Source organism: Variovorax ureilyticus, assembly GCF_050632185.1.
GTDB classification, from domain to species: domain Bacteria; phylum Pseudomonadota; class Gammaproteobacteria; order Burkholderiales; family Burkholderiaceae_C; genus Variovorax; species Variovorax ureilyticus_A.
The window spans coordinates 1,463,070-1,483,460 of sequence record NZ_CP192579.1 but is presented as its reverse complement, the minus strand read 5'-3'; the positions used below and the strand labels follow the sequence as shown (position 1 = coordinate 1,483,460).

The following is a 20,391-nucleotide window of genomic DNA, read 5'->3' as shown; positions in this document are numbered from 1 at the left end:
TTACCCTCAAATCAGGCATCCTGGTTTCCATTGACAGCGTCGAATGGCGTGTAAATAATTCCTTCAGGTTGTCTGACAACCGATGACTTGCAACGCCGCATCAAGACAAAGACCAGGAGACTCATGAAAAGACCTCGCATTGGAATATCGGAATCGATCGTGCCGGCATCCGCGCCGCAAGGCATGCAATCGCCAGGACGGCGGGCGTTCATCGCCTTGGCCAGTGCGTCGGCCGGGGCCACGTTGCTGAGCGCCTGCGGCGGTGGCGGCAGCACGACCACCTTTCCAGTCGCTTCGAGTTCCACGCCGAGCGGCACCACCGCGCCGTCAACGACACCCGCGGCGGCCCAGCCGCCGGCCGACCCGATCTGGGGGCCCGCCGGTCTGGGCACACAGATCATCGACTCCCTGAAGGGCATCAATCAATCGATGTTCGCCAGCCGCGACTTCCTGGTCACTGACTACGGAGCGCAGGCATGCAGCACGGTGCCGGCGACCAGTCCCTACACCGATCCGGCCAAGTCGCCGCTCAGCGTCGGCGCCGATACGACGCATGCGCCGGGTTCGTTCGACTCGCGGCCGGCCTTCCTGGCCGCCATTGCGGCGTGCAACAGCGCCGGCGGCGGACGGGTCGTGGTGCCATCCGGTACGTGGTACTGCGCCGGGCCGATCGTCCTGAAGAGCAATGTCAACTTCCACCTGAGCCAGAACTGCGCCATCTACTTCAGCCCCGATCCGGCCGACTATGCAAAGGACGGCCCGATCAACTGCGGCACCAACGGACAGCTGTTCTACAGTCGCTGGCAAGCGAACGATTGCCTGAACTTCGGCTCACCCATCTACGCCAGAAACGAGCAGAACGTCGCGGTCACCGGCGAAGGCGACACGTCCGTCTTCAACGGCCAGGCCATGACGCCATTCGCAGGCACAGGCAACACCAGCACGTGCTGGTGGACCTTCAAGGGCACCAGCGGTGCCTACGGCTTCGTCAGTGCCGCAGCCACGCCCTCGCAGGCCAGCACCAACGCCAGCAACGTCGACCTGCGCACGGCGGCGCCGGGCATTTCGGATGCGCTGTACACCCTGCTGACCAATCCGGTCACGCCCTGGCAGCAAGACCAGAACTACTTACCGGCACTGTCGGAAGCCGGCGTGCCGATCGAGCAGCGGATCTTCGGCAAGGGCCACGACCTGCGGCCCTGCATGGTCGAATTCCTGGGCTGCACCAACGTGCTGATGGAGGGCTACCAGACCCAGAACACGCCCTTCTGGCAGCACCATCCGACCGACTGCACGAACGTGGTGATCCGCAAGGTTACCGTGAACAGCATCGGCCCCAACAACGACGGGTTCGATCCCGACGCCTGCGACAACGTGCTCTGCGAGGATGTCGTTTTCAACACCGGCGACGACTGCATCGCGATCAAGTCGGGCAAGAACCTCGACAACGAGTACGGCTCCGCGAAGAACCACGTCATCCAGAACTGCACGATGAACAGCGGCCACGGCGGCATCACGCTGGGCAGCGAGATGGGCGGCGGCGTCGAGAAGATCTATTGCCGGAATCTCGCCATGCTCAACGAGTTCTGGGCGACGAATTCGCTGAACATCGCGATCCGGATCAAGACCAATATGAACCGGGGCGGCTTCGTCAAGGATTTCTACGTGGACGGCGTGACGCTTCCCAACGGCGTCAGCCTGATCGGCGCAGGCTACGGGAGCAGCATGCTGCCGGGAAGCCCCATCAACAGCAACGTCCCGATCGGGGTGAGCACGCAGGCCAACAGCAACCCCTCGGCCTCGCAAGGCGGAATCATCACTTTCGACTGCGACTACCAGCCGTCCAAGGATGCGATCCGCACGCGCCCGGCGTTGCTGCAGAACATCAACATCTCCAACGTCGTCGCGAAGAACGTGACGCTCGGCGGGGCGACCGGGTCGTGCTTCCAGGCCATCGTGGCGCAAGGCCCCGTGGCCTTCGACTACAACGGACCCGCGCCGGCCCCCACCGCGCCGGCCATCGAGGGGGTGAGCATCGTGAACTGCGATTTCGGCAGCCCCATGGCGACCGGTCCCGCAAGCGCCACGGTGCCTGGTCCGATCTACGCCTACAACGTGCACGACATCACGCTGACGAACACGTTGATTGCAGGCCGGACCTACAACATCACCGTCACCGATCCGCGTTGAAAGACGGTCGACTGATGCTCGGCGTCCTCGGAGGCGGTGCGATGCCTCCTTGGTGCGCGCCCCGCGCACCCAGACCTGCGTGATACGGCGTCCAAACGGCAAGCTCGGAAGTACCAGTTGCGAACCATAACCAACTAGTTATAAAACAAAACCTTGCGCGCATTCCTCCAGTACCACAAACAGGAGACGTGGAATGAACCTCAAGGATCGACTTCCGGCGCCGCTTGCCCTGCTCCTTCTGGGAGCGACGGCCTACAGCCATGCGGCGACGCCCATCGCGTGCAACGCCCTGCTCAACCAGACCATCGAAGGCGCGACCATCACCAGCGCCGTGCTCAACCTGGCGACGGCGACGCTTCCCGAGCACTGCGACGTGTTCGGCAGCATCGGCCAGCACACCGGGGCGGATGGGCAGAGCTACGCGGTGAAGTTCCATCTGCGCATGCCCACGTCATGGAACGAACGCTTCTACTACCAGGGCGGCGGCGGGCTTGACGGCAGCGTCGGCGGCGCCGATGCGGCGCAGATACATCAAGGCTACGCCGTGGTCTCCACGGACAGCGGGCACGACGCCGCGGTCAACATCTCTGCCGTCGCCGGCAACGCCGAGTTCGGCTTCGATCCGCAGGCGCGTCTGGACTACGGCTACGACGGCCCCGCCCGCGTCGCGCAGGCCGCCAAGGCGATCACGCGGACTTACTACCGCCAGAAGATCAGGTACGCCTACTTCGAAGGCTGCTCGGAAGGCGGTCGCGAAGGCCTGATGTTCTCGCAGCGCTATCCCGACCTCTTCGACGGCGTCATCGCCGGCAACCCCGGGATGGACCTGCCCAAGGCCGCAGTCGCCGAGGCCTGGGACACGCAGGCCTTCGCCGGCGCCGCACGTTCGCTCACGCCCTTCGGCTTTCCGGATCTCGCGACCTCGTTCACCCCGGCGGAACTGAGCGCGATCGGCGACGCGATCCTCAAGAAATGCGACGCGAAGGACGGCCTCGCCGACGGCATCATCTCGAACCCTCAGGCCTGCCGCTTCGATCCGCGCACCCTCGGCCCTCAGGGCTCGGGACTGCTTTCGGCCAACCAGATTGCCGCGTTGAGGAGCGTGTTCGACGGCGCCAGGGATTCGAAGGGCCGTGCGCTCTACGCGGGCTGGTTCTGGGACCCGGGCATCGCGGCCCCCGGGTGGCGCGTCTGGAAGATCGGACCGCTCTTCCCCGCCCCGGGCAACACCTCGCTCAACACCACGCTCGGCGGCGCGGCATTGCCCTTCGTCTTCACCACGGCGCCCAATTCGCAGACCGCCGGCCGGCCGGGGTACCCCGGCACGGTCATCACGACCGCCGGGCCGGCGCCGAGCCTGCCGGGACTCAACGACGCCTTCATGCCGTGGCTGCTCAGCTTCAACATGGACGTGGATGCCCCGAAGATCTACGCGCGCGGCGGCATCTATTCGCAGTCGGCGATGGACTTCATGGGCACCAGTTCGACCGACTACCGCCGTTTCCGCGCCAGTGGGGGCAAGCTGATCGTCTACAGCGGCCGAGGCCGATCCGGTGTTCTCGTCGAAGTACCACATCGGCTGGTATCGCGACCTGATCGACCGCTCCGGCGGCGTGCGCGGCACGCAGCAGTTCGCACGCCTCTTCGTCGTGCCGGGCATGAACCACTGCGGCGGCGGGTATGCCACTTCGCAGTTCGACGCCTTCGGCGCACTCGTCAAATGGGTCGAGCAGGGACAGGGGCCGTCAGCGCTCATCGGCACTGCGCCCGCCGACACCCCGTGGCCCGGACGCACCCGCCCCCTCTGCGCCTACCCGGCGCAGCCCCGCTATGTGGGGCACGGCAGCATCGAGGATGCCGCGAACTTCGTCTGCGTGGCGGTTCGCGACGATGACGGCGACCAAGGCGGCTCCAATGGCGGCAACGGGCACGGCAATGACGACAACAACCACCAATGACACCTGAATGCACGCAGACATGACGACGGGGGAACCGGGCCGGCGGACTTGGCCCGGCAGGCGTTTTCGATGGCATACGATCGCCGGATGCCCATCGAGAACCACAACGCCCCCGCCCCCCACGAGCGGGGTAGCGCCCTGGAGGTGCTGCGCGTCTTCCTGAAACTCGGTCTGACGTCTTTTGGCGGTCCGGTCGCCCACCTCGGCTACTTCCGAGCTGAAATCGTGGAGCGCCGTCGCTGGCTCGATGAACGGAGCTACTCGGATCTGGTGGCGCTCTGCCAGTTTCTTCCCGGGCCGGCCAGCAGCCAGGTCGGATTGGCGATCGGGCTCACACGAGCCGGATGGCTCGGGGCACTGGCCGCCTGGTGCGGCTTCACGTTGCCATCCGCCATCGCCCTGATCGTGTTCGCCTACGGTATCGGGCATTGGGGCGCTCTCGCAGACAGCGGCGCGGTGCACGGCTTGAAGGTCGCCGCCGTCGCTGTGGTGGCGCAAGCGGTGTGGGGCATGGCCAGGAGCCTGTGTCCGGACCGCCCGCGCGCCGCCATGGCGATCGTCGCGGCGCTTGCAGTGCTGGTCCTGCCGACCTCGCTGTCGCAGGTCATCGCCATCGCGGTCGCGGGCCTGGTCGGCTGGCGGATGCTGGAGCTGCCGCAACAGCCGCATGTGGCGCATCGGAGCTATGGCGTGTCAAGGACTGCGGGTGCCGTCGCCTTGACGATGTTCTTCGGTTTCCTGGTCGCTCTGCCGTTCGTTGCATTGGCGACCCACTCGCTGATGTGGACGATCGTCGAGGGCTTCTACCGCGCAGGCGCCCTCGTCTTTGGCGGTGGCCATGTGGTCTTGCCCTTGTTGCAGGCGACGGTCGTTCCGGCAGGGGTCGTCACGAACGAGCAGTTCCTGGCCGGATATGGCGCCGCGCAGGCCGTGCCCGGCCCTTTGTTCACGTTCGCAGCCTACCTGGGCGCCGTGATGCACGGGCCGTTCTCAGGCTGGACAGGCGGGCTCGCACTCCTGGTCGTGATCTTTGTCCCTGCGTTCCTGCTCGTGGTCGGAGCGGTGCCCTTTTGGGATGCGCTTCGGGAACGCGCCGCGGTGCAGTCGGCGATGGCCGGGGTGAATGCCGCGGTGGTCGGAATCCTGCTCGCGGCCTTGTACAACCCCGTGTGGACCAGCGCGATTCACACGCGGGCGGACTTCGCCACTGCGCTTGCGGCGTTCGCCCTGCTCGTCTACGGCCGCGTGTCGCCCCTCATCGTGGTACTGCTTGCAGCAGCGGCCGGCTGGGCTTTCCTGGCTTGAGCCGAGAAGGGCGTCAGGGAGGCGCACCAAAGAGCGCACCGACCCCCGCCGTCACTGCCATGGCCAATGTGCCCCAAAAGGTCACGCGCATGGCACTCCTGGCCACGGGCGTGCCGCCGATGGTGGCGGCGATGGCACCGAGCAACGCCAGGAAGAAGGCGGCACTGACGACGGTCCATTGCAGCAGCGAACGCTCCGGCGCCAGCGCCACAACGGTGAGCGGCATGGCCGCACCCACGGCGAAGCTCACGGCGGACGCCATGGCCGCCTGCAGCGGACGCGCACTAAGTGCCTCCGAGATGCCCAGCTCATCACGCGCATGCGCACCCAGCGCGTCATGCGCCATCAATTGGGTGGCGACCTCATTGGCGAGTACAGGCTCGAGACCGCGGCGCACGTAGATCGCGGTCAGTTCCCGAAGCTCTGCCTCGCCGTCTGTGGCCAGCTCGTCGCGCTCGCGCTCCAGGTCCGCCTTCTCGGTATCTGCCTGGGAGTGGACCGAGACGAATTCCCCGGCGGCCATCGACATGGCGCCTGCCACGAGGCCCGCCACCGCGGTGGTCATGATGTTGGCGTGGCTCGCTTGCGCCGCCGCGACACCCGCCACCAGGCTGGCGGTGGAAATGATGCCGTCGTTGGCGCCGAGCACGGCGGCGCGCAGCCAGCCGATGCGTTCGGTGCGGTGTCGCTCGAAATGTGCGCGGTAGTGGAGCGGCTTCATCGCGCTTCGCTACCTGTCCAGTTCTTGCTGGGAGCGGCGCCGCGAGGAAGCATGCGCACAAGCGTGTTGTCGCGCATGACATAGTGATGGAGCAATGCCGCCGCAGCATGCATGCCGATCAGGAAATAGGCTGCCGTGGACGGCCGGATTTCGGGCGCGGCCCCTGCATTCCAACGCACGCCGATCCGGACGATGACGACCGCCAGCACGCACAGACCGAGCAGGGAATGCAGAGACTTCATATTCGCTCGCAGGTCGCTTCCTTTCGGGGCGAGTCCCCGCAATTCCATGCAGGCGTAAACGGCGACGAGAAGCAAGAGCGTCAGCCAATGCAGACCGATCAGCGACGTGCTGTAGCGGCTTCTCGAGTTCTTCAATTCCATGTTCCTCTCCATCAACGGCGAAGCCCCGGTGCGGGCCTCCAATGCAATGCCGGCCATCTGCGCGAGCACGCAGGCCGGCCCCGACGACAACGCGACTGGCGTCTCGGTGGCGCGGCCCGGATCGACGAACCGGTCGAGCCCTCCGTAATGTCGGGCTCGATTCTGAACGACAGCTGAGGTCAACCGGTCCGGCCACGAGCGTGGCGGCCGGGCGCGCAGTGACGACCGCTGGACTTGCTGCGTCGGCGTCAGAACGTCGGCGCGTCGAGTTCCGGGGGCTTGGCGCCCAGCGCCGCCTCCTCCTTCGAGAACATGTCTCCGAAGTACGTGACGGGGCGCGTTCCGACCGGGCTGGCTGCTGCCTGCCCCACATATCCGGCAGGATCGCTGTCCATGAGTGCTGCGTGGACGGCCGGCCTTTGCGGCTGGCACGCGGAGAACACCACGATCACCAGGCCTGCGAAGACGATGGGACGAAATACTTGAGGTTGCATGGCAAGCTCCTCCATGCGAAAGGCCGGTTTGGCGCTTTTCGCCCTCTCGGCCTTCGCTCGTAGCAGGGTACGCGCCTACCGCACCGGTGGCAACCTCCGAACAGAGGAGATGGGCCATGTCCCGGTCGGGCACGCTGGCGGCTGACTTTGGGGCTCCGGGCAGAATGCGGCCTCGACACTCTCTCCAGGCACCTCCTATGACCAAGCACTTCTGGGGCGCCGCGGCCGCCGCCCTCCTCCTTCTGCCCTTGTATTCACACGCTGCCGACCCGGCACGCCAGTCCGAGATCGCCCGGCGCGGGGCGGACGTCATGCCGTTCAGCCTCAAGGCGACGACGCACATCTTCACCAAGACCGCCGACGGAGGCGTGCAGCGGGTCGTGGCCAGGAACGCCGGCGACAAGCGGCAGGTCGAGCTGATACGCGCGCATCTTCACGAGATTCAAGGCCAGTTCCTCAAGGGCGACTTTTCGGGACCGTCCCATATCCACGGCGACCAGATGCCCGGTCTTTCGCAACTCCAGGCGGCTGGGCCGGGACAGATTGCCATCGACTACAGGGAGGTGGATGGCGGCGCCGAGCTGACCTATCGGACCGCCGACCCGAAACTCGTCTCGTCATTGCATGCCTGGATCGACGCCCAGCTTTCGGACCACGGACCCGATGCGATGGCCGGCCATCACCACCCCATGCACGACGCCATGCCGCAACGATAGTCCGGGCGGGCCGGCGGCCCATCACGGTGGCGACGGATCGACATGTCCCACGAATGAGCCATCCGCGGGTTGCGTGACGCTTGCGCGGAAGGCCCGGGGCGAACAACCGCAAGTGCGGGCAAAAACCCGACTGAAATGAGCAGGGTCGTCGAAGCCCAGCAGTTCCCCGACGGCCGCGACGCTCGCCGTCGTGTAGGCAAGTTGTCGGCGCGCCTCGCGCATTCGACGCGCTTCGACCAGACGCGAAACGGGCGAACCCGTGGCGCCTCGGGCCAGGCGGCTCAGATGGGTGGGCGTCACGCCAAGGGCCTGTGCATAGTCACTGACCCGCCATGCGGAGCAGAACTGCTGCTCCAGCAGCGCCTCGAAACGCTTCAGGACCCTCGACCCGACGGAATCGGCAGCATGGGCCGAAGCCTCTGCAACTGCCCTGCCCGCCAATCCGAGCACGGCCGTGCCCAGGCCCCGCAGCACGAGCGAACGTCCCGGGGCGCCCTCTTGGCCGTAGGACTCCAGAACGGAGGAGAACAACGACTGCAACTGCGTCGCGGCATCTGCCTTCAGCGACACCGCGACCGCGCGCGCGAGCGAGTGGCTCAGCACGGGCTCGTTGCCCAGTTGCTGCGCTACCAATTCGTCGGGCAGGCTCAGGACCCAGCCCTGCGTCCCGGGCGAAAAAGAAAAGGCGTGCACATCGCCGGCGGGAACGTTGACCAGGGTCTGCCTGCCCAGCGCCACAAACCCGGATTCAAGCCAGGCCTTGCCGCTGCCTTCCCGCAAGAGCAAGAGCTGATGCAGCCGCGAATGGCGATGCGATGCCAGCTCCCAGCTGTGCAGGACTGAACGCGCGGCGATCGTCTCGCAGTGCAAGACGTCCGGAAGCTGGCCCAGTTCGCCAAAGAGACTGTAGGAACGGATCGAGCCTGCCTGTGACCCCGGTGCGCGCATGATGTTCGAATCGTACAAGTAGTGGCTCGATCCAGCCATTCCGCCGCGGCCCGGCGCGTCCTACTGTACGGCCTGTGCCGCCGATCCCCGGCGCGCATCCAATCAAGGAGACTCGCATGAAGACCCAGGTTTGCATCATCGGCGGCGGCCCTTCCGGACTGCTGTTGTCCCAACTGCTCGATCTCAAGGGCATCTCGAACATCGTGCTGGAAAAGCACAGCCGCGAGTACGTGCTGGCGCGCATCCGAGCCGGCGTTCTGGAACATGGCTTTGCCGAGCTGATGCGCGAAGCGCAGTGCAGCGAGCGCATGGACCGGGAGGGTGAAATTCACCATGGGTTCTTCATCGCGCACGACGGCCATCTGGATCGGATCGATCTTCACAAGTACTCCGGCGGGCATTCGGTGATGGTCTACGGTCAGACCGAGCTGACGCGCGACCTGTACGAGGCACGTGACCGCGCGAACGGACAGGTGGTGCATGACGCACAGGACGTGAGGCCGCACGACCTCGAATCGGACGCGCCGTGGGTCAGCTACCGCAAGGGCGACGACCTCCTGCGCGTGGACTGCGACTTCGTCATCGGCGCCGATGGCTTCCATGGCGTCAGTCGCAAGTCGATCCCCGCCGATGTGCTGCGCGAATACGAGAAGGTCTATCCGTTCGGCTGGCTGGGTGTGCTCTCGCGAACCAAGCCGGTGTCGCCGGAGCTGATCTACGCCAAGCACGAGCGGGGATTCGCGCTCTGCTCCATGCGCTCCCAGGTGCTCAGCCGCTACTACATCCAGGTGCCGCTCTCGGACACAGTCGATGAATGGTCGGACGAGCTCTTCTGGGCGGAGCTCAAGCGCAGACTGCCGGCCGACGTGGCCGAGCGCTTGCTCACCGGTCCTTCGATCGAAAAATCCATCGCACCGCTGCGCTCGTTCGTGGCAGAGCCGATGCGCTGGGGGCGCCTCTTCCTGGCAGGCGATGCGGCGCATATCGTGCCGCCCACGGGCGCACGCGGCCTCAACACCGCCGCATCGGACATCTATTACCTCTACCACGCGATGGTCGACCACTACCTCAAGGGTGATTCCTCGGGTCTGGACAACTATTCGGCCAAGGCGCTGGCCCGCGTGTGGAAAGCGCAGCGCTTTTCCTGGTGGATGACCACGATGCTGCATAACTTCCCGCAGAATAGCGGCTACGACAACGAACTGCAGAAGACCGAACTGGACTACCTGCTGTCCTCCGATCGCGCCAAGGGCGTTCTGGCCGAGAACTACGTCGGATTGCCGTTCTGATGCGCCCGCGCCGGCCTTCGCCGGAAACATGACAGCGAAGTCTTAGTCGCTGCCGCCCCGTTCGGCCATCACCGCCCCTGCCCAACCGGGCAGTGGCGCCGCCCCTGTGGCTTCACACAATGAAGCCATCTAAGGAGCTCCCATGGCCGACACGATGATTTCGTCTCTCGAACAACTGTCCGCCGCCATGGCGGACGCGGTGGCTGCCGCTTCCCGCAGCGTGGTCGCGATGCATGCCGCACGATCGCGCGCCAGCGGCTTCGTCTGGCGAGATGGCTTGATCGTCACCTCCGAGGAGGCGCTTCCTGAGGAAGGCGACGTGGCCGTGCTGCTGCCGGACGGCGGCAAGCTGCGCGCGAGCATCGTCGGCCGCGATGCCGCCACCGATATCGCGCTGCTTCGCGTCGAAGGCAGGGCACCCTCCCCGATCGCCTTCGATGCCGCGCCGGTGCGCGCCGGCTCGATCGCGCTCGCGGTGGGCTCGCAGGCCGGAACGGCGGTTGCGGCAGCGGGCGTGGTTTCGCTCGTGGGCCCGGCGTGGCGCAGCCTGCGCGGCGGCGACATCGACCTGCGGATCGAGCTCGGCCTCGTGCTACGGCGCAGTGTCGAGGGCGGGCTGGTGCTCGATGCGGGCGGCCGGGCGATCGGCATGGGCGTATTCGGGCCGCGCGGGCGCGTGCTCGTGATTCCGGGCGCGACGATCGAGCGCGTGGCCTCGCAGCTCGCCGCGCATGGCCGCGTGCCGCGCGGCTATCTCGGCGTTGCGCTGCAGCCGGTGAAGGTGGAGCCCGACGGCATCGGCGCGATGGTGATGGGCATCGACCGCGACGGCCCTGCCGCGATCGCCGGCGCGCGGCAAGGCGACGTGATCCTCGCGTGGAACGGCGAGCCGGTGCGCGGCGTGCACACGTTGCCGCGCGCGCTCGGGCCGGCGAGCGTGGGTACCGTCGTGAAGCTCTCGCTGCGCCGCGCGGGCGAGCCCCTCGAACTGCCGATCACCGTCGGCGAAAGGCCCGCCGATTGAGCACCTCGCGCGTCGCGGAACCGATCGTGGTCGCGATCGACATCGACGACACCGAGTTGTCGGAGCGCCTGCTCGCGTCGCTCGCGGAAGCACCCGGCCTGCGCATCGCACAGCGCGGCGAGCCGGCGGACGTGACGATGGTGGCGATGGCCGGGTCCACGCCCGCATCCGACGACAACGACACGACGCTGACCCCGCGCGAGCTCGAAGTGCTGGCGCTGATGGCCGAAGGTGCATCGAACAAGGCGATCGCGCGGCGTCTGGGCATTTCGGTGCACACGGCCAAATTCCACGTCGGCTCGCTGCTCGACAAGCTCGATGCGACAGGCCGCACGGACGCTGTCGCGCAGGCGGTGCGGCAAGGCGTCATTCATTTGTGAGACGGACATGTTCGACGAACCTGCTTCTTCGTCATCGACGATCGATGGCGGCGCTCCAGAGTTGAATCAGGACGCGCTGATCGATGCCTATTCCCGCGCGGTCGCGACGGTGGCCGACGGCGTCGGCCCGGCCGTGGTGCGCGTGCAAAGCGGCACGGCGGGCCGGCGCGGCGGATTGGGCTCGGGCGTGGTGATTGCCAACGACGGGCTCGTGCTGACCAACAGCCACGTGGTCGCTGGTGCGCGCCGCGTGCGCGTGGGCAGCACCGAGGCCGGCGACCGCGAGGCCGAAGTGATCGGCGACGACCCGGCGACCGATCTCGCGCTGCTGCGCGTGGAGCTGCCGCGCGGCGCCGCGACCGCGACGCTGGGCGATTCGAAGGTGCTCAAGCGTGGCCACCTCGTGGTCGGCATCGGCAACCCGCTGGGCTTCGAATCGACGATCACCGCGGGCATCGTCTCGGCGCTCGGTCGTTCCTTGCGCTCGCAGAGCGGGCATCTGATCGACGACGTGATCCAGACCGACGTGGCGTTGAATCCCGGCAACTCGGGCGGCGCGCTGGTGGCGGCCTCGGGTCAGGTGGTGGGCATCAACACCGCGATGATCGCGGGCGCGCAAGGGCTGGCGTTCGCGGTGTCGAGCAACACGGCAGGTTTCGTGATCGGCGAGTTCGTTGCGCATGGCCGCGTGCGGCGCGCGCATCTGGGCATCGCGGCGCAGACGGTGCCGCTGCCGCGCCGCGTGGCGCTGGCGATCCACTCGGGCGCGAACGCGGTACGCGTCGGCGAGGTGCAACCCGGCAGCGCGGCCGAACAGGCGGGCCTGCGCGTCGGCGACATCCTCGTGGCGCTGGACGACATGGTGGTCGCGGGGGCGGACGATCTCTTGCGGCTCTTGAGCGCGGACCGCATCGGCCGCAGCGTGGCGGTGTCCGTGCTGCGCGAGGGGCGGCTCATCAAGCGATCGGTGACGGCGCAGGAACGGCCGCCGATCGCCGCGGCGCGGCGCTAGTGGAAGTCCCGACTCCTGCTGCTGTGCACCAGCCGACCCAGCAACGGCGTCAGATCCTTGAACCCCGTCGCCACGAGATGCTGTACGTTCCCGCCGCTGTCCGTATCGCGCTGCCAGGTGCCCTGCACGGCCAGCAGCGTGGACTTGAGCACCGCCTCGCGCCAGGCTTCGAGCATGTGGCCCCACACGATCACGTTGACGTTGCCGGTCTCGTCCTCGAGCGTGACGAAGATGGTTCCCTTGGCGGTCTGCGGGCGCTGGCGGCCTTTGACGATGCCGCAGGCGCGCACCGCCCGGCCGCTGGGTAGCAGGCGCAGTTGCTCGGCGCTCATCAGGTTCATGCGCGCCAACCGGGGGCGCAGCAGCGCGAGCGGATGCCGGCGCAGCGTGAGGCCGAGCGAGGCGTAGTCGCCGACGATCTCCTCGCCTTCCGGTGCGGCGGGTAGCTGCAAGCCGGGTTCGTTGATCGGCACGCCCCGCAGCAACGCCGGCGCGCGGCGCTGTGCGGTCGCGTCCCACACCTGCTGGCGGCGATGGCCGGAAAGCGACATCAGCGCATCCGCGGCGGCCAGCGCGCCCATGTCCTTGCCGTCGAGTTCGGCGCGCAGCGCGAGGTCTTCGGTGCTGGTGAAGGGCGTCAGCGCGCGCGCGGCGAGAAGGCGCTCCGCGCCGGCCTCGCTGAGACCGGACACGCGGCGCAGGCCCAAGCGCACGGCCGGTTGATTCGCATTCCCGAGGCGATCGGCATGGCGCGCATCGGTGCCGGTCGGCATGCGCGGTGCGTCGGGCGCACGGGCTTCGATGCTGCTGTCGTACTCGCTCATGCCCACATCGACCGGCCGCACTTCGACACCGTGCCGCCGCGCATCCTGAACGAGCTGCGAAGGGCTGTAGAAGCCCATCGGCTGGGCATCGAGCAACGCAGCGAGAAAGCACGCGGGCTCATAGTGCTTGAGCCAGCTGCTCACGGTGACCAGCAGCGCGAAGCTCGCGGCATGGCTTTCCGGAAAGCCGTAGTCGCCGAAGCCCATCACCTGCTTGAAGATCGATTCCGCGAAGGCCGGCTTGTACCCTTTGTTGACCATGCCGTTCACGAGCTTGTCGTGGAACTTGCCGAGGCCGCCCTTGCGCTTCCACGCGGCCATGGCGCGGCGAAGCTGGTCGGCCTCGTCGGCGCTGAAGTCGGCCGCGATCATCGCAATCTGCATCACCTGCTCCTGGAAGATCGGCACGCCCAGCGTCCGCTCCAGCGCGGGGCGCAGTTCGTCCTTCTCGTACGTGATGGTCTGCCCCTTGCGCAGGCGCTCGCGCTGCTTGAGGTAGGGATGCACCATGCCGCCCTGGATCGGCCCGGGCCGCACGATGGCGACCTCGATCACGAGGTCTTCGTAGCAGCGCGGTTTCAGGCGCGGCAGCATCGACATCTGCGCGCGGCTCTCGATCTGGAACACGCCGATGGTGTCGGCGTCGCAGATCATGTCGAACACCGCTTCGTCGTCGTTGGGGATGTGGTGCATCTCCACCGCGGTGCCGCGCCAGCGGTTCATGAGCTCGAGCCCGCGCCGGATCGCGCTCAGCATGCCGAGCGCGAGCACGTCGACCTTGAGCATGCCCATGGCTTCGAGGTCATCCTTCTCCCACTGGATGACGGAGCGGTCCTTCATCGAGGCTTTCTCGACAGGCACGAGCCGCGTGAGCTTGGTATGCGTGAGCACGAAGCCGCCCACGTGCTGGCTCAAATGACGCGGAAAGCCGCGCAGCGCGTGCGTGAGATCGATCCACTGGCGCAGCTTGAGCTCGTCTTCCTGCACGTTCACGCGCTCGGCGGCGGTGCGCAGCTGTTCGCCGAGCACGGCATCGTCGAACCAGTAGTGGTCCTTCGCGAATTCGTCGACCAGCCGCGCATCGATGCCGATCGCCTTGCCGACGTCGCGCAGCGCGCTGCGGGTGCGATAGCAGATGACGACGGCGGCGATGGCGGCGCGCTCGCGGCCGTATTTCCTGTAGATGTACTGGATGACCTCCTCACGCCGCTGGTGCTCGAAGTCGACGTCGATGTCGGGCGGCTCGTGGCGATGGCGGCTCAGGAAGCGTTCGAACAGCAAGTGGCCCGTGTCGGGGTTGATCGCGGTGATGCCGAGGCAGAAGCACACCGCCGAGTTGGCCGACGAGCCGCGGCCCTGGCAGAGGATCTTCTGCGAACGGGCGTAGCGCACGATGTCCTCGACGGTGAGGAAGAACATCTCGTACTTCATCTCGATGATCAGCGCGAGCTCGCGCTCCAGCTGCCCGGAGACTTTCTTCGGGATGCCGCCGGGGTACTTGTCGCGCGCGCCTTCCCACGTCTTGCGCACCAGCGTCTCGGCCGGCGTTTCGTTGCTGCCCACGCTTTCGAGCGGGTACTTGTAGTTCTCGCGGATCACCTCGGGATCGAAGCGGCAGCGGTCGGCCACGCGCAGCGTGTTGGCGAGCATCTCGCCGGTATGGAGGCGGGCGAGCTGCATCCGCATGCGCAGATGACGCTCGGCGTTGGACTGCAGCGCGAAGCCGCATTCGGCCACGGCGCAGCCTTCGCGCACGGCGGTGAGCACATCCTGCAACGGCTTGCGTCCGCGTGAATGCATGTGGACGTCGCCGGCCGCGACGAGTTGCACACCGGCGCGCTCGCCCGCCTCGACCAGCGTGACGAACCAGAGGTCGTCGTCGAGTTCGTTGAGCATCTCGACGGCGAGCCAGAGGTTGTCTCCATAGAGAGCACGCGCGGCCAGCAGGTCTTCGTGCAGCATGGCGCAATCGACTGCGCCGCCGGAGGGACGATCGGGCACGAAGAGGATCTGGCAATGCATGAGCGAGGCGACGTCGCTCTCCTCCCAGCGCACGCGGTAATCGCCCTTGGGCAGCTCGGTGTTGCGCGCGGCGGTGATGAACTCGCAGAGGTTGCCCCAGCCTTCGGTGTCGTTCGCGATGACCACGAGCCGGAAGCGCTCGAAGCGGAACTCGCTGCCGAAGAGCAGGCGGAATGTCGGGTTGCGCGGGGTCGGCGGTTCTTCGGGGTGATCCTTCTCGTAGGCATCGAGCTTGGCCGGCAGTTCGCGCAGGCCGACGTGCGCGCGCACGATGCCGGCGACCGAGCATTCGTCGGTGATCGCAAGCGCCGAATAACCGAGCTGATAGGCGCGCTCCACCATTTCCTCGGGCGTGGAGGCGCCGCGCTGGAAGCTGAAGTTGGTGACGCAGTGCAGCTCCGCGTAATCCGGTAGCTCCCCCAGGCTTGCCCACTTCGTGTGGCCGCCCACCCCCTGCCGGGGGCAACACCGGCGGCCCGGCCAAGCCGGTTCCGCGGTGTTTCACGAACGAGCTCGGCTCCGCCGGCCAAAGACCGGTCGTGGCGGCTGCGCGCAGCCTGGGGGTGAGCTTGATTTCAGGCATACAGGCCCTGCAGATACCAGTGCACTTCGGCGTCGGCGAAGCGGGTCGGCACGCGCTCGCGATAGATCCACACGAGGCCGGCCTCGGGGCTTTCGGCGACGTAGTAGTCGCGCACCGCCGGCTGGCCGCCGTCTTTCGTGCCGCCCCACCAGCCGGCTTCGACACGCTGCGGTCCGATCAGCTTGCGCAGCGGACCGCGATAGCAGGGACGCTCGCCGTCCATGTCGAGTCTCAAAGGTTCGGGCAGCAACCACGTTGGGTAAATCGCATCCGGCCGGGACGGCGCGGTGGCTGCGCGCTCCTTCTTTTTTCTTTCTTTTCCTGCGGCCCCTGCGGCCGATTTCCCGACAAGGCCGGCTGCCACGCCTGCGTGCGCTCGGCGCGGTGATCCGCATGCGGCACGGGCACGAGTACCTGCTGCGGTCCGAGACGCGCGCTGAGCCGCTCGACCATTTCATGGAGCTTGTCGCCCTTGCGGTTGTCCTCGGGCAGGAAGCTGGTGCTGACGCCGCCCCACGGATCGGTTTCGAGGGAGCGCAGCCGCAGCCAGCTCGCGGGAGCGGCGAGCGTGGTGAGCGCGAGTTTCTCGGCCAGCAGGCGGCGCAGGTGCGCCATGTCCTGCGTGGGCTCGGCGGTGCGCACGGTGATGTGCTGGTGCGGCGGCAGGTCCACGCCATTGAGCCGCTTGAGGTCGAGCGTCCATTGCAGTTCGAGCGCACGTACGCCGCGCTGGCGCGCGCGCAGCCAGATCGAAAGCGCCGCGAGCAAGCGGTTGGCCGACCACATGAGTTCGCCCGCGTTCTCGGCCAGCGCGGGCAGTTCCAGCTTTTGCTCGAACACGTCGGGCAGTTGGAGCCAGACATGGGTTTCGGGGCGCAGCCCCCAGGCGACATCGAGCGCCTCTCGCAGCCCTGCGCCGAAACGCCGCGAGAGCCCGCCGCGCGGCAATGCGGCCACATCGCCCCAGGTGCGGCAGCCGAGGCGCGCGAGCAGGTCGAGGTGGTCGCGCGCGGCGCTGAGCGTGTCGAGCGGCAGGCCGGCGGGCATGTCGTCCGGCCGCCGTTCCCCGCGCACGAAAAGCCGCAGCCGCGCGAGCGCCTCCAGGCCGGTGGCGCCCTGCGCACCCAGCAGGCGCGTGTCGGGCGCGGGGTTGGTGCCGGAGAGCTGGCGCATGAGGCCGAGCCGCCCGCCCCAGAGCCGCTCGCAGGCGGCGACTTCGAGCATCAGCGCCTCGTCCTGCCAGGCGACATGCGGCGTGAACTGCAGCGCCCACCAGCTCAGGGCTTCGGGGGGCGGCAGAGGGATGTCATCGGCATCGGATTCAGGCAACCACTGCAAAGCGATCCAGTGCATGGCGTCCTTCTTTCTTCCACTCGCCGATGCTGACCACGATGGCTGAATCGGCCGCTTCCGGCACCGACGCGCCCTGCTGCAGGCGCAGCTTGCGGCGCACCCGCGCAGCGGCGAGCAAGGCGCTCATGCGCTCGCTGCGCGCCGGGGCCATCACCGGTGTCGCGAGCGGCGGGCCGCGCCGCTTGAGGATGTGGAGTTCGACTTGCCCCGCATCGACCGCGCTGCGCACGATGTGCAGCCGCAGCCGCGCGGGCGAAGCCGATTGCGCCACCGTCTCGGGCCGGCAGACGAAAAGCAGTGCCTCGTGCTGCGCCGCCGCGAGCTGCAGCCGACGCAGTTCGCCGACCCGGGCCTGCGGCAGCCGGGCCAGCACCGCACCCACGTCGGCGCAGCGCAAGGCCTGCTCGCAGGCCCACAGACGCGCGGCCGGCGCGTCGCTGCAGACCCACATCAACGACTCGGGCGCGAGCCCATGCGCGGCCAGCGAAGCACCGAAGGGCTCGCAGGGCGCACCGATGAGCACCACCGGCCCGCCGCGCGCCTGCACCGCCTGCACGAGACCGGGCAGCAGCAGCGGCCAGATGGGGTCATGCGGCGCGGTCTGCAGCAGTTCCGTCATCGCGCCGACCGGCCAGCCGCCGCCGGGCAACTCGGCATCGAGTGCCGCATGACCGGTGCCGATGACCTGCGCGTCGGCGCTGCCGAGCTCGTCGGCATGCCAGACGCCATGGCGGGCGGCAGCGGAAAAGGAGTCGAGGAAAGGCAGGCCCATGATGCAGTTTTACTGTATTTTTATACAGTATTTCTGCGCCCGACTAGAGAATTTTCTTGTAATCCCGAGCAGCCATCCCGGGAACCGCGAGAAGCCTGAGCAAGCCTGCGGTCCGCTCCGGATACTGCGCGCGATGACCGATGCAGGCGCCCTCCTCCTCACGCGTGCCCGGCTGCTGCGGCTGGGCATGGCGCTATGCGCCGGCGCCGCGATCCCCGCACTCGCGCAGCAGCAACAGCAGCCAGGCAGGCCCCGCATGAACACCCGCCCCATCCCCTCGACGCAGGACGCCTTGCCGGTGGTCGGCTGCGGCACCGGCTCGGCTTCGACCAGCGCCCCGGCACGCCCGAATACCAGCGCCTGCCCGGCGTGCTCGACGCGCTGTTCGCGGCCGGCGGCTCGGTCATCGACAGCTCGCCGATGTACGGCCGCTCCGAGGAAACCACCGGCGAACTGCTGGCCGCATCGAACCGGCACGCCTTCCTTGCGACCAAGGTCTGGACCTCGGGCCGCGAGGCCGGCATCGCGCAGATGGAGCAATCCTTCGCCCGGCTGCGCACCCAGCGCATGGACCTGATGCAGGTGCACAACCTCGTCGACTGGCGCACGCACCTCGCCACCTTGCGCGGCTGGAAGGACCAGGGCCGCGTGCGCTACGTTGGCATCACGCACTACACCACTTCCGCCTATGGCGAAGTCGAGTCGGTGCTGCGCGCGCAGAAGCTCGATTTCCTGCAGATCAACTATTCGCTCGACGCGCGCGAGGCCGAAAAGCGACTCCTGCCGCTGGCCGCCGAACGCGGCGTGGCGGTGATCGTCAACATGCCCTTCGGTGGCGGCGGCCTGCTGCGCCGGCTGCGCGACAAGCCGCTGCCCGACTGGGCCGCCGAGATCGGCTGCACGAGCTGGGCGCAGGTGCTGATCAAGTTCGTGCTGAGCCACCCGGCCGTGACCTGCACCATCCCCGGCACGGGCCGGGCCGAGCACATGGCAGAGAACGCGGCCGCCGGCGCGGGGGCGATTCCGGATGCTGCGTTCTGGCGGCGGCATGCCGCGTCGCTGGCCGTATAGCGTCGGCGCGGCTACTCGCGCCAGGGGAAGCGCTTGCCCATGCTGATACGTGGCTCGACGCTGAAACCCAGCGATTCGTAGAAGCCGATGACCTGCTCGTTGCCGGTGACGATCTGCAGATTCACCTTCGGGCAGCCCTGCGCCTTCAGGGCCTGCTCCGCGTGCCGAACGAGGGCAGCCCCGATGCCGCGACGGCGAAAGGCCGGATCGACGGCCACCGAATAGATCCAGCCGCGATGGCCGTCGAAGCCCGCCATCGTGGTGCCGATCACCGCGCCGTCTTCGAGCGCAACGAACAGCAGGCCGTCATCGGCCTTGAGCTTCAGGTCGAGCGAGTAATCCGCATCGTTGTGCGGCGTTCCGTAGTCGAAGGTCTTGCGCCACAGCGCGACGACACCGGCGCGGTGGACCCCGTCGGAATAGGTGGCGATCACCGTGCTCATGCGCGCGACTCCGACAGGAAGCGCAGCACCCGCGCGTTGACTTCATCCGCGCGCTCGAACTGCACCCAGTGCCCCGCTCCCTCGATCACCGCGCCTTGGCGCAGCGGATGGTCCCGGGCGAGCTGCGCCACCAGCGGCCGCGGATCGGCCGTGACGTCGTATTCGCCCCAGACCAGCAGTTGCGGCCCGCCGATGGCGTCGAGCGCAGACTGCAGGCCGCCCGAGAGCGAAATCTCCTTGCTGCGAAAGCGCGTGCCATGGCACGAGATGTCATGGATCGCGAAAGCCACCGCGTCGATCGATGCCCTGTCGTGCAGCATCAGCGCGGCGAGGTTGTGCAGCAGCGCGGCGCGTTCCTCGTCGCGGTCGGCGGCGGCACGCCAGTTGATCATTTCCACCGTCATGCGGCGCAGGGTGCCGTGGCCGCCGCTGCCCATCAGGATCATCCGGCGGATGCGGCCGCGCCGCGCGCCGAGCTTCGACGCAATCAGGCCGCCGAAGGAGAAGCCGCCGAGGTCGATCTCGGTTTCCGCGCCGACGAGGCCGTCGAGCGTTGCGCACAGCGTGTCGAGAAAGGCATCGAGCAGCGACTGGCCCGATGCCGGTTCGGACATCGCATCGGAGTCGTTGAAGCCCGGCATATCGGGCAGCCACAGCGTATGCGCAGCCGAAAGCGACTCGATGTTGCGCAGCCAGTGCATCCAGCTGCCATGGCCGCCGTGCAGCAGCACCAGCGGCGGATTCGACGCGTCGTTGCCGAAGCGCCGCCATCGCACGCGGACACCGCCGTGCTCGACATCGTGATGGGTGGCAAGCGCGTCGACGCGCTCGATCAGGCGGACGGCTTCCGCCTCCGCGCGGGGTTCGTAGGTGGAGAAATAGGGCACCGGCGCATTGTGACGC

At 67.6% G+C, this 20,391-nt stretch carries 18 protein-coding genes and 3 pseudogenes; 11 read left to right on the top strand and 10 right to left on the bottom strand.

The window, feature by feature from the left end:
- Positions 1–11: 11 nt before the first annotated feature.
- Positions 12–419, bottom strand: a complete 408-nt coding sequence (locus ACQ858_RS07270) for a hypothetical protein (RefSeq protein WP_431276067.1) — start codon at positions 417–419, stop codon at positions 12–14.
- Positions 420–429: 10 nt separating this feature from the next.
- Between ACQ858_RS07270 and ACQ858_RS07265 the strand changes: the two genes are divergently transcribed.
- The 4 genes and pseudogenes from ACQ858_RS07265 to chrA all read left to right on the top strand — a co-directional run bounded on the left by ACQ858_RS07265 (position 430) and on the right by chrA (position 5,453).
- Positions 430–2,190: a glycoside hydrolase family 28 protein gene (locus ACQ858_RS07265; protein WP_431276066.1), complete on the top strand. Its 1,761-nt coding sequence runs from the start codon at positions 430–432 to the stop codon at positions 2,188–2,190.
- A 193-nt stretch (positions 2,191–2,383) separates the two neighbouring features.
- Positions 2,384–3,328: pseudogene (locus ACQ858_RS07260) on the top strand (tannase/feruloyl esterase family alpha/beta hydrolase); the annotation flags it as partial.
- A gap of 415 nt (positions 3,329–3,743) precedes the next feature.
- Positions 3,744–4,148, top strand: coding sequence for a tannase/feruloyl esterase family alpha/beta hydrolase (locus ACQ858_RS07255; protein ID WP_431276808.1), 405 nt, complete (start codon positions 3,744–3,746; stop codon positions 4,146–4,148).
- 69 nt (positions 4,149–4,217) lie between these two features.
- Positions 4,218–5,453: a chromate efflux transporter gene (chrA, locus tag ACQ858_RS07250; protein ID WP_431276065.1), complete on the top strand. Its 1,236-nt coding sequence runs from the start codon at positions 4,218–4,220 to the stop codon at positions 5,451–5,453.
- A 13-nt stretch (positions 5,454–5,466) separates the two neighbouring features.
- On the opposite strand, the gene ACQ858_RS07245 is transcribed toward chrA, so the two are convergent.
- Together ACQ858_RS07245 and ACQ858_RS07240 are read right to left on the bottom strand one after the other, a co-directional pair.
- Positions 5,467–6,174 (bottom strand): VIT1/CCC1 transporter family protein, encoded by a 708-nt coding sequence (locus ACQ858_RS07245; RefSeq protein WP_431276064.1) that lies wholly within the window; start codon positions 6,172–6,174, stop codon positions 5,467–5,469.
- Positions 6,171–6,557: a cytochrome b gene (locus ACQ858_RS07240; RefSeq protein ID WP_431276063.1), complete on the bottom strand. Its 387-nt coding sequence runs from the start codon at positions 6,555–6,557 to the stop codon at positions 6,171–6,173. Before ACQ858_RS07240 ends, ACQ858_RS07245 begins: the two co-directional genes overlap by 4 nt.
- Here ACQ858_RS07240 and ACQ858_RS07235 point away from each other — a divergent pair.
- On the top strand, positions 6,556–6,705 hold the full coding sequence (locus ACQ858_RS07235) for a hypothetical protein (protein WP_431276062.1): 150 nt from the start codon (positions 6,556–6,558) through the stop codon (positions 6,703–6,705). The genes ACQ858_RS07240 and ACQ858_RS07235 overlap by 2 nt on opposite strands.
- A gap of 100 nt (positions 6,706–6,805) precedes the next feature.
- Here ACQ858_RS07235 and ACQ858_RS07230 read toward each other — a convergent pair whose 3' ends face one another.
- Positions 6,806–7,051, bottom strand: coding sequence for a hypothetical protein (locus ACQ858_RS07230; protein ID WP_431276061.1), 246 nt, complete (start codon positions 7,049–7,051; stop codon positions 6,806–6,808).
- A gap of 197 nt (positions 7,052–7,248) precedes the next feature.
- On the opposite strand from ACQ858_RS07230, the gene ACQ858_RS07225 reads away from it, so the two are divergent.
- On the top strand, positions 7,249–7,767 hold the full coding sequence (locus tag ACQ858_RS07225) for an aspartate carbamoyltransferase (protein ID WP_431276060.1): 519 nt from the start codon (positions 7,249–7,251) through the stop codon (positions 7,765–7,767).
- A 21-nt stretch (positions 7,768–7,788) separates the two neighbouring features.
- Here the strand turns inward: ACQ858_RS07225 and ACQ858_RS07220 are convergent, their stop codons facing one another.
- On the bottom strand, positions 7,789–8,733 hold the full coding sequence (locus tag ACQ858_RS07220; protein WP_431276059.1) for a helix-turn-helix domain-containing protein: 945 nt from the start codon (positions 8,731–8,733) through the stop codon (positions 7,789–7,791).
- Positions 8,734–8,831: 98 nt separating this feature from the next.
- Between ACQ858_RS07220 and pobA the strand changes: the two genes are divergently transcribed.
- The 4 genes from pobA to ACQ858_RS07200 all read left to right on the top strand — a co-directional run bounded on the left by pobA (position 8,832) and on the right by ACQ858_RS07200 (position 12,420).
- Positions 8,832–10,004 carry a 4-hydroxybenzoate 3-monooxygenase gene (gene pobA / locus ACQ858_RS07215; RefSeq protein WP_431276058.1) on the top strand — a complete coding sequence of 391 codons (1,173 nt, stop codon included), beginning with the start codon at positions 8,832–8,834 and terminating at the stop codon, positions 10,002–10,004.
- 142 nt (positions 10,005–10,146) lie between these two features.
- On the top strand, positions 10,147–11,028 hold the full coding sequence (locus ACQ858_RS07210) for a S1C family serine protease (RefSeq protein WP_431276057.1): 882 nt from the start codon (positions 10,147–10,149) through the stop codon (positions 11,026–11,028).
- Positions 11,025–11,408, top strand: coding sequence for a response regulator transcription factor (locus ACQ858_RS07205; protein ID WP_431276056.1), 384 nt, complete (start codon positions 11,025–11,027; stop codon positions 11,406–11,408). The genes ACQ858_RS07210 and ACQ858_RS07205 overlap by 4 nt, the downstream gene beginning before the upstream one ends.
- A gap of 7 nt (positions 11,409–11,415) precedes the next feature.
- The gene (locus ACQ858_RS07200) at positions 11,416–12,420 is read left to right on the top strand and encodes a S1C family serine protease (protein WP_431276055.1); all 1,005 of its coding nucleotides are present in this window, start codon (positions 11,416–11,418) and stop codon (positions 12,418–12,420) included.
- On the opposite strand, the gene ACQ858_RS07195 is transcribed toward ACQ858_RS07200, so the two are convergent.
- The 3 genes and pseudogenes from ACQ858_RS07195 to imuA form a co-directional block, all read right to left on the bottom strand.
- Complete coding sequence (locus tag ACQ858_RS07195; RefSeq protein ID WP_431276054.1) at positions 12,417–15,716, bottom strand: error-prone DNA polymerase; 3,300 nt, start codon at positions 15,714–15,716, stop codon at positions 12,417–12,419. The genes ACQ858_RS07200 and ACQ858_RS07195 overlap by 4 nt on opposite strands.
- Before the next feature lie 125 nt (positions 15,717–15,841).
- Positions 15,842–17,202, bottom strand: a pseudogene (locus ACQ858_RS07190) (Y-family DNA polymerase).
- Positions 17,171–17,974: a translesion DNA synthesis-associated protein ImuA gene (gene imuA, locus ACQ858_RS07185; RefSeq protein WP_431276053.1), complete on the bottom strand. Its 804-nt coding sequence runs from the start codon at positions 17,972–17,974 to the stop codon at positions 17,171–17,173. Before imuA ends, ACQ858_RS07190 begins: the two are co-directional and overlap by 32 nt.
- A 133-nt stretch (positions 17,975–18,107) precedes the next feature.
- On the opposite strand from imuA, the pseudogene ACQ858_RS07180 reads away from it, so the two are divergent.
- Positions 18,108–19,045: pseudogene (locus ACQ858_RS07180) on the top strand (aldo/keto reductase).
- Between the two features lie 11 nt (positions 19,046–19,056).
- On the opposite strand, the gene ACQ858_RS07175 reads toward ACQ858_RS07180, so the two are convergent.
- Positions 19,057–19,488, bottom strand: a complete 432-nt coding sequence (locus tag ACQ858_RS07175; protein ID WP_431276052.1) for a GNAT family acetyltransferase — start codon at positions 19,486–19,488, stop codon at positions 19,057–19,059.
- Complete coding sequence (locus ACQ858_RS07170) at positions 19,485–20,375, bottom strand: alpha/beta fold hydrolase (protein ID WP_431276051.1); 891 nt, start codon at positions 20,373–20,375, stop codon at positions 19,485–19,487. The genes ACQ858_RS07175 and ACQ858_RS07170 overlap by 4 nt, the downstream gene beginning before the upstream one ends.
- Positions 20,376–20,391: the final 16 nt, after the last annotated feature.

Excerpts from the sequence above, each read along its gene's own strand:
- ACQ858_RS07265 (WP_431276066.1), top strand. The coding sequence starts at position 430 with ATGTTCGCCAGCCGCGACTTCCTGGTCACTGACTACGGAGCGCAGGCA.
- ACQ858_RS07210 (WP_431276057.1), top strand. The coding sequence starts at position 10,147 with ATGGCCGACACGATGATTTCGTCTCTCGAACAACTGTCCGCCGCCATG.
- ACQ858_RS07240 (WP_431276063.1), bottom strand. The coding sequence starts at position 6,557 with ATGGAATTGAAGAACTCGAGAAGCCGCTACAGCACGTCGCTGATCGGT.
- ACQ858_RS07175 (WP_431276052.1), bottom strand. The coding sequence starts at position 19,488 with ATGAGCACGGTGATCGCCACCTATTCCGACGGGGTCCACCGCGCCGGT.
- chrA (WP_431276065.1), top strand. The coding sequence starts at position 4,218 with ATGGCATACGATCGCCGGATGCCCATCGAGAACCACAACGCCCCCGCC.
- ACQ858_RS07200 (WP_431276055.1), top strand. The coding sequence starts at position 11,416 with ATGTTCGACGAACCTGCTTCTTCGTCATCGACGATCGATGGCGGCGCT.
- ACQ858_RS07270 (WP_431276067.1), bottom strand. The coding sequence starts at position 419 with ATGCCCTTCAGGGAGTCGATGATCTGTGTGCCCAGACCGGCGGGCCCC.
- imuA (WP_431276053.1), bottom strand. The coding sequence starts at position 17,974 with ATGGGCCTGCCTTTCCTCGACTCCTTTTCCGCTGCCGCCCGCCATGGC.
- ACQ858_RS07235 (WP_431276062.1), top strand. The coding sequence starts at position 6,556 with ATGTTCCTCTCCATCAACGGCGAAGCCCCGGTGCGGGCCTCCAATGCA.
- ACQ858_RS07225 (WP_431276060.1), top strand. The coding sequence starts at position 7,249 with ATGACCAAGCACTTCTGGGGCGCCGCGGCCGCCGCCCTCCTCCTTCTG.
- pobA (WP_431276058.1), top strand. The coding sequence starts at position 8,832 with ATGAAGACCCAGGTTTGCATCATCGGCGGCGGCCCTTCCGGACTGCTG.
- ACQ858_RS07245 (WP_431276064.1), bottom strand. The coding sequence starts at position 6,174 with ATGAAGCCGCTCCACTACCGCGCACATTTCGAGCGACACCGCACCGAA.
- ACQ858_RS07230 (WP_431276061.1), bottom strand. The coding sequence starts at position 7,051 with ATGCAACCTCAAGTATTTCGTCCCATCGTCTTCGCAGGCCTGGTGATC.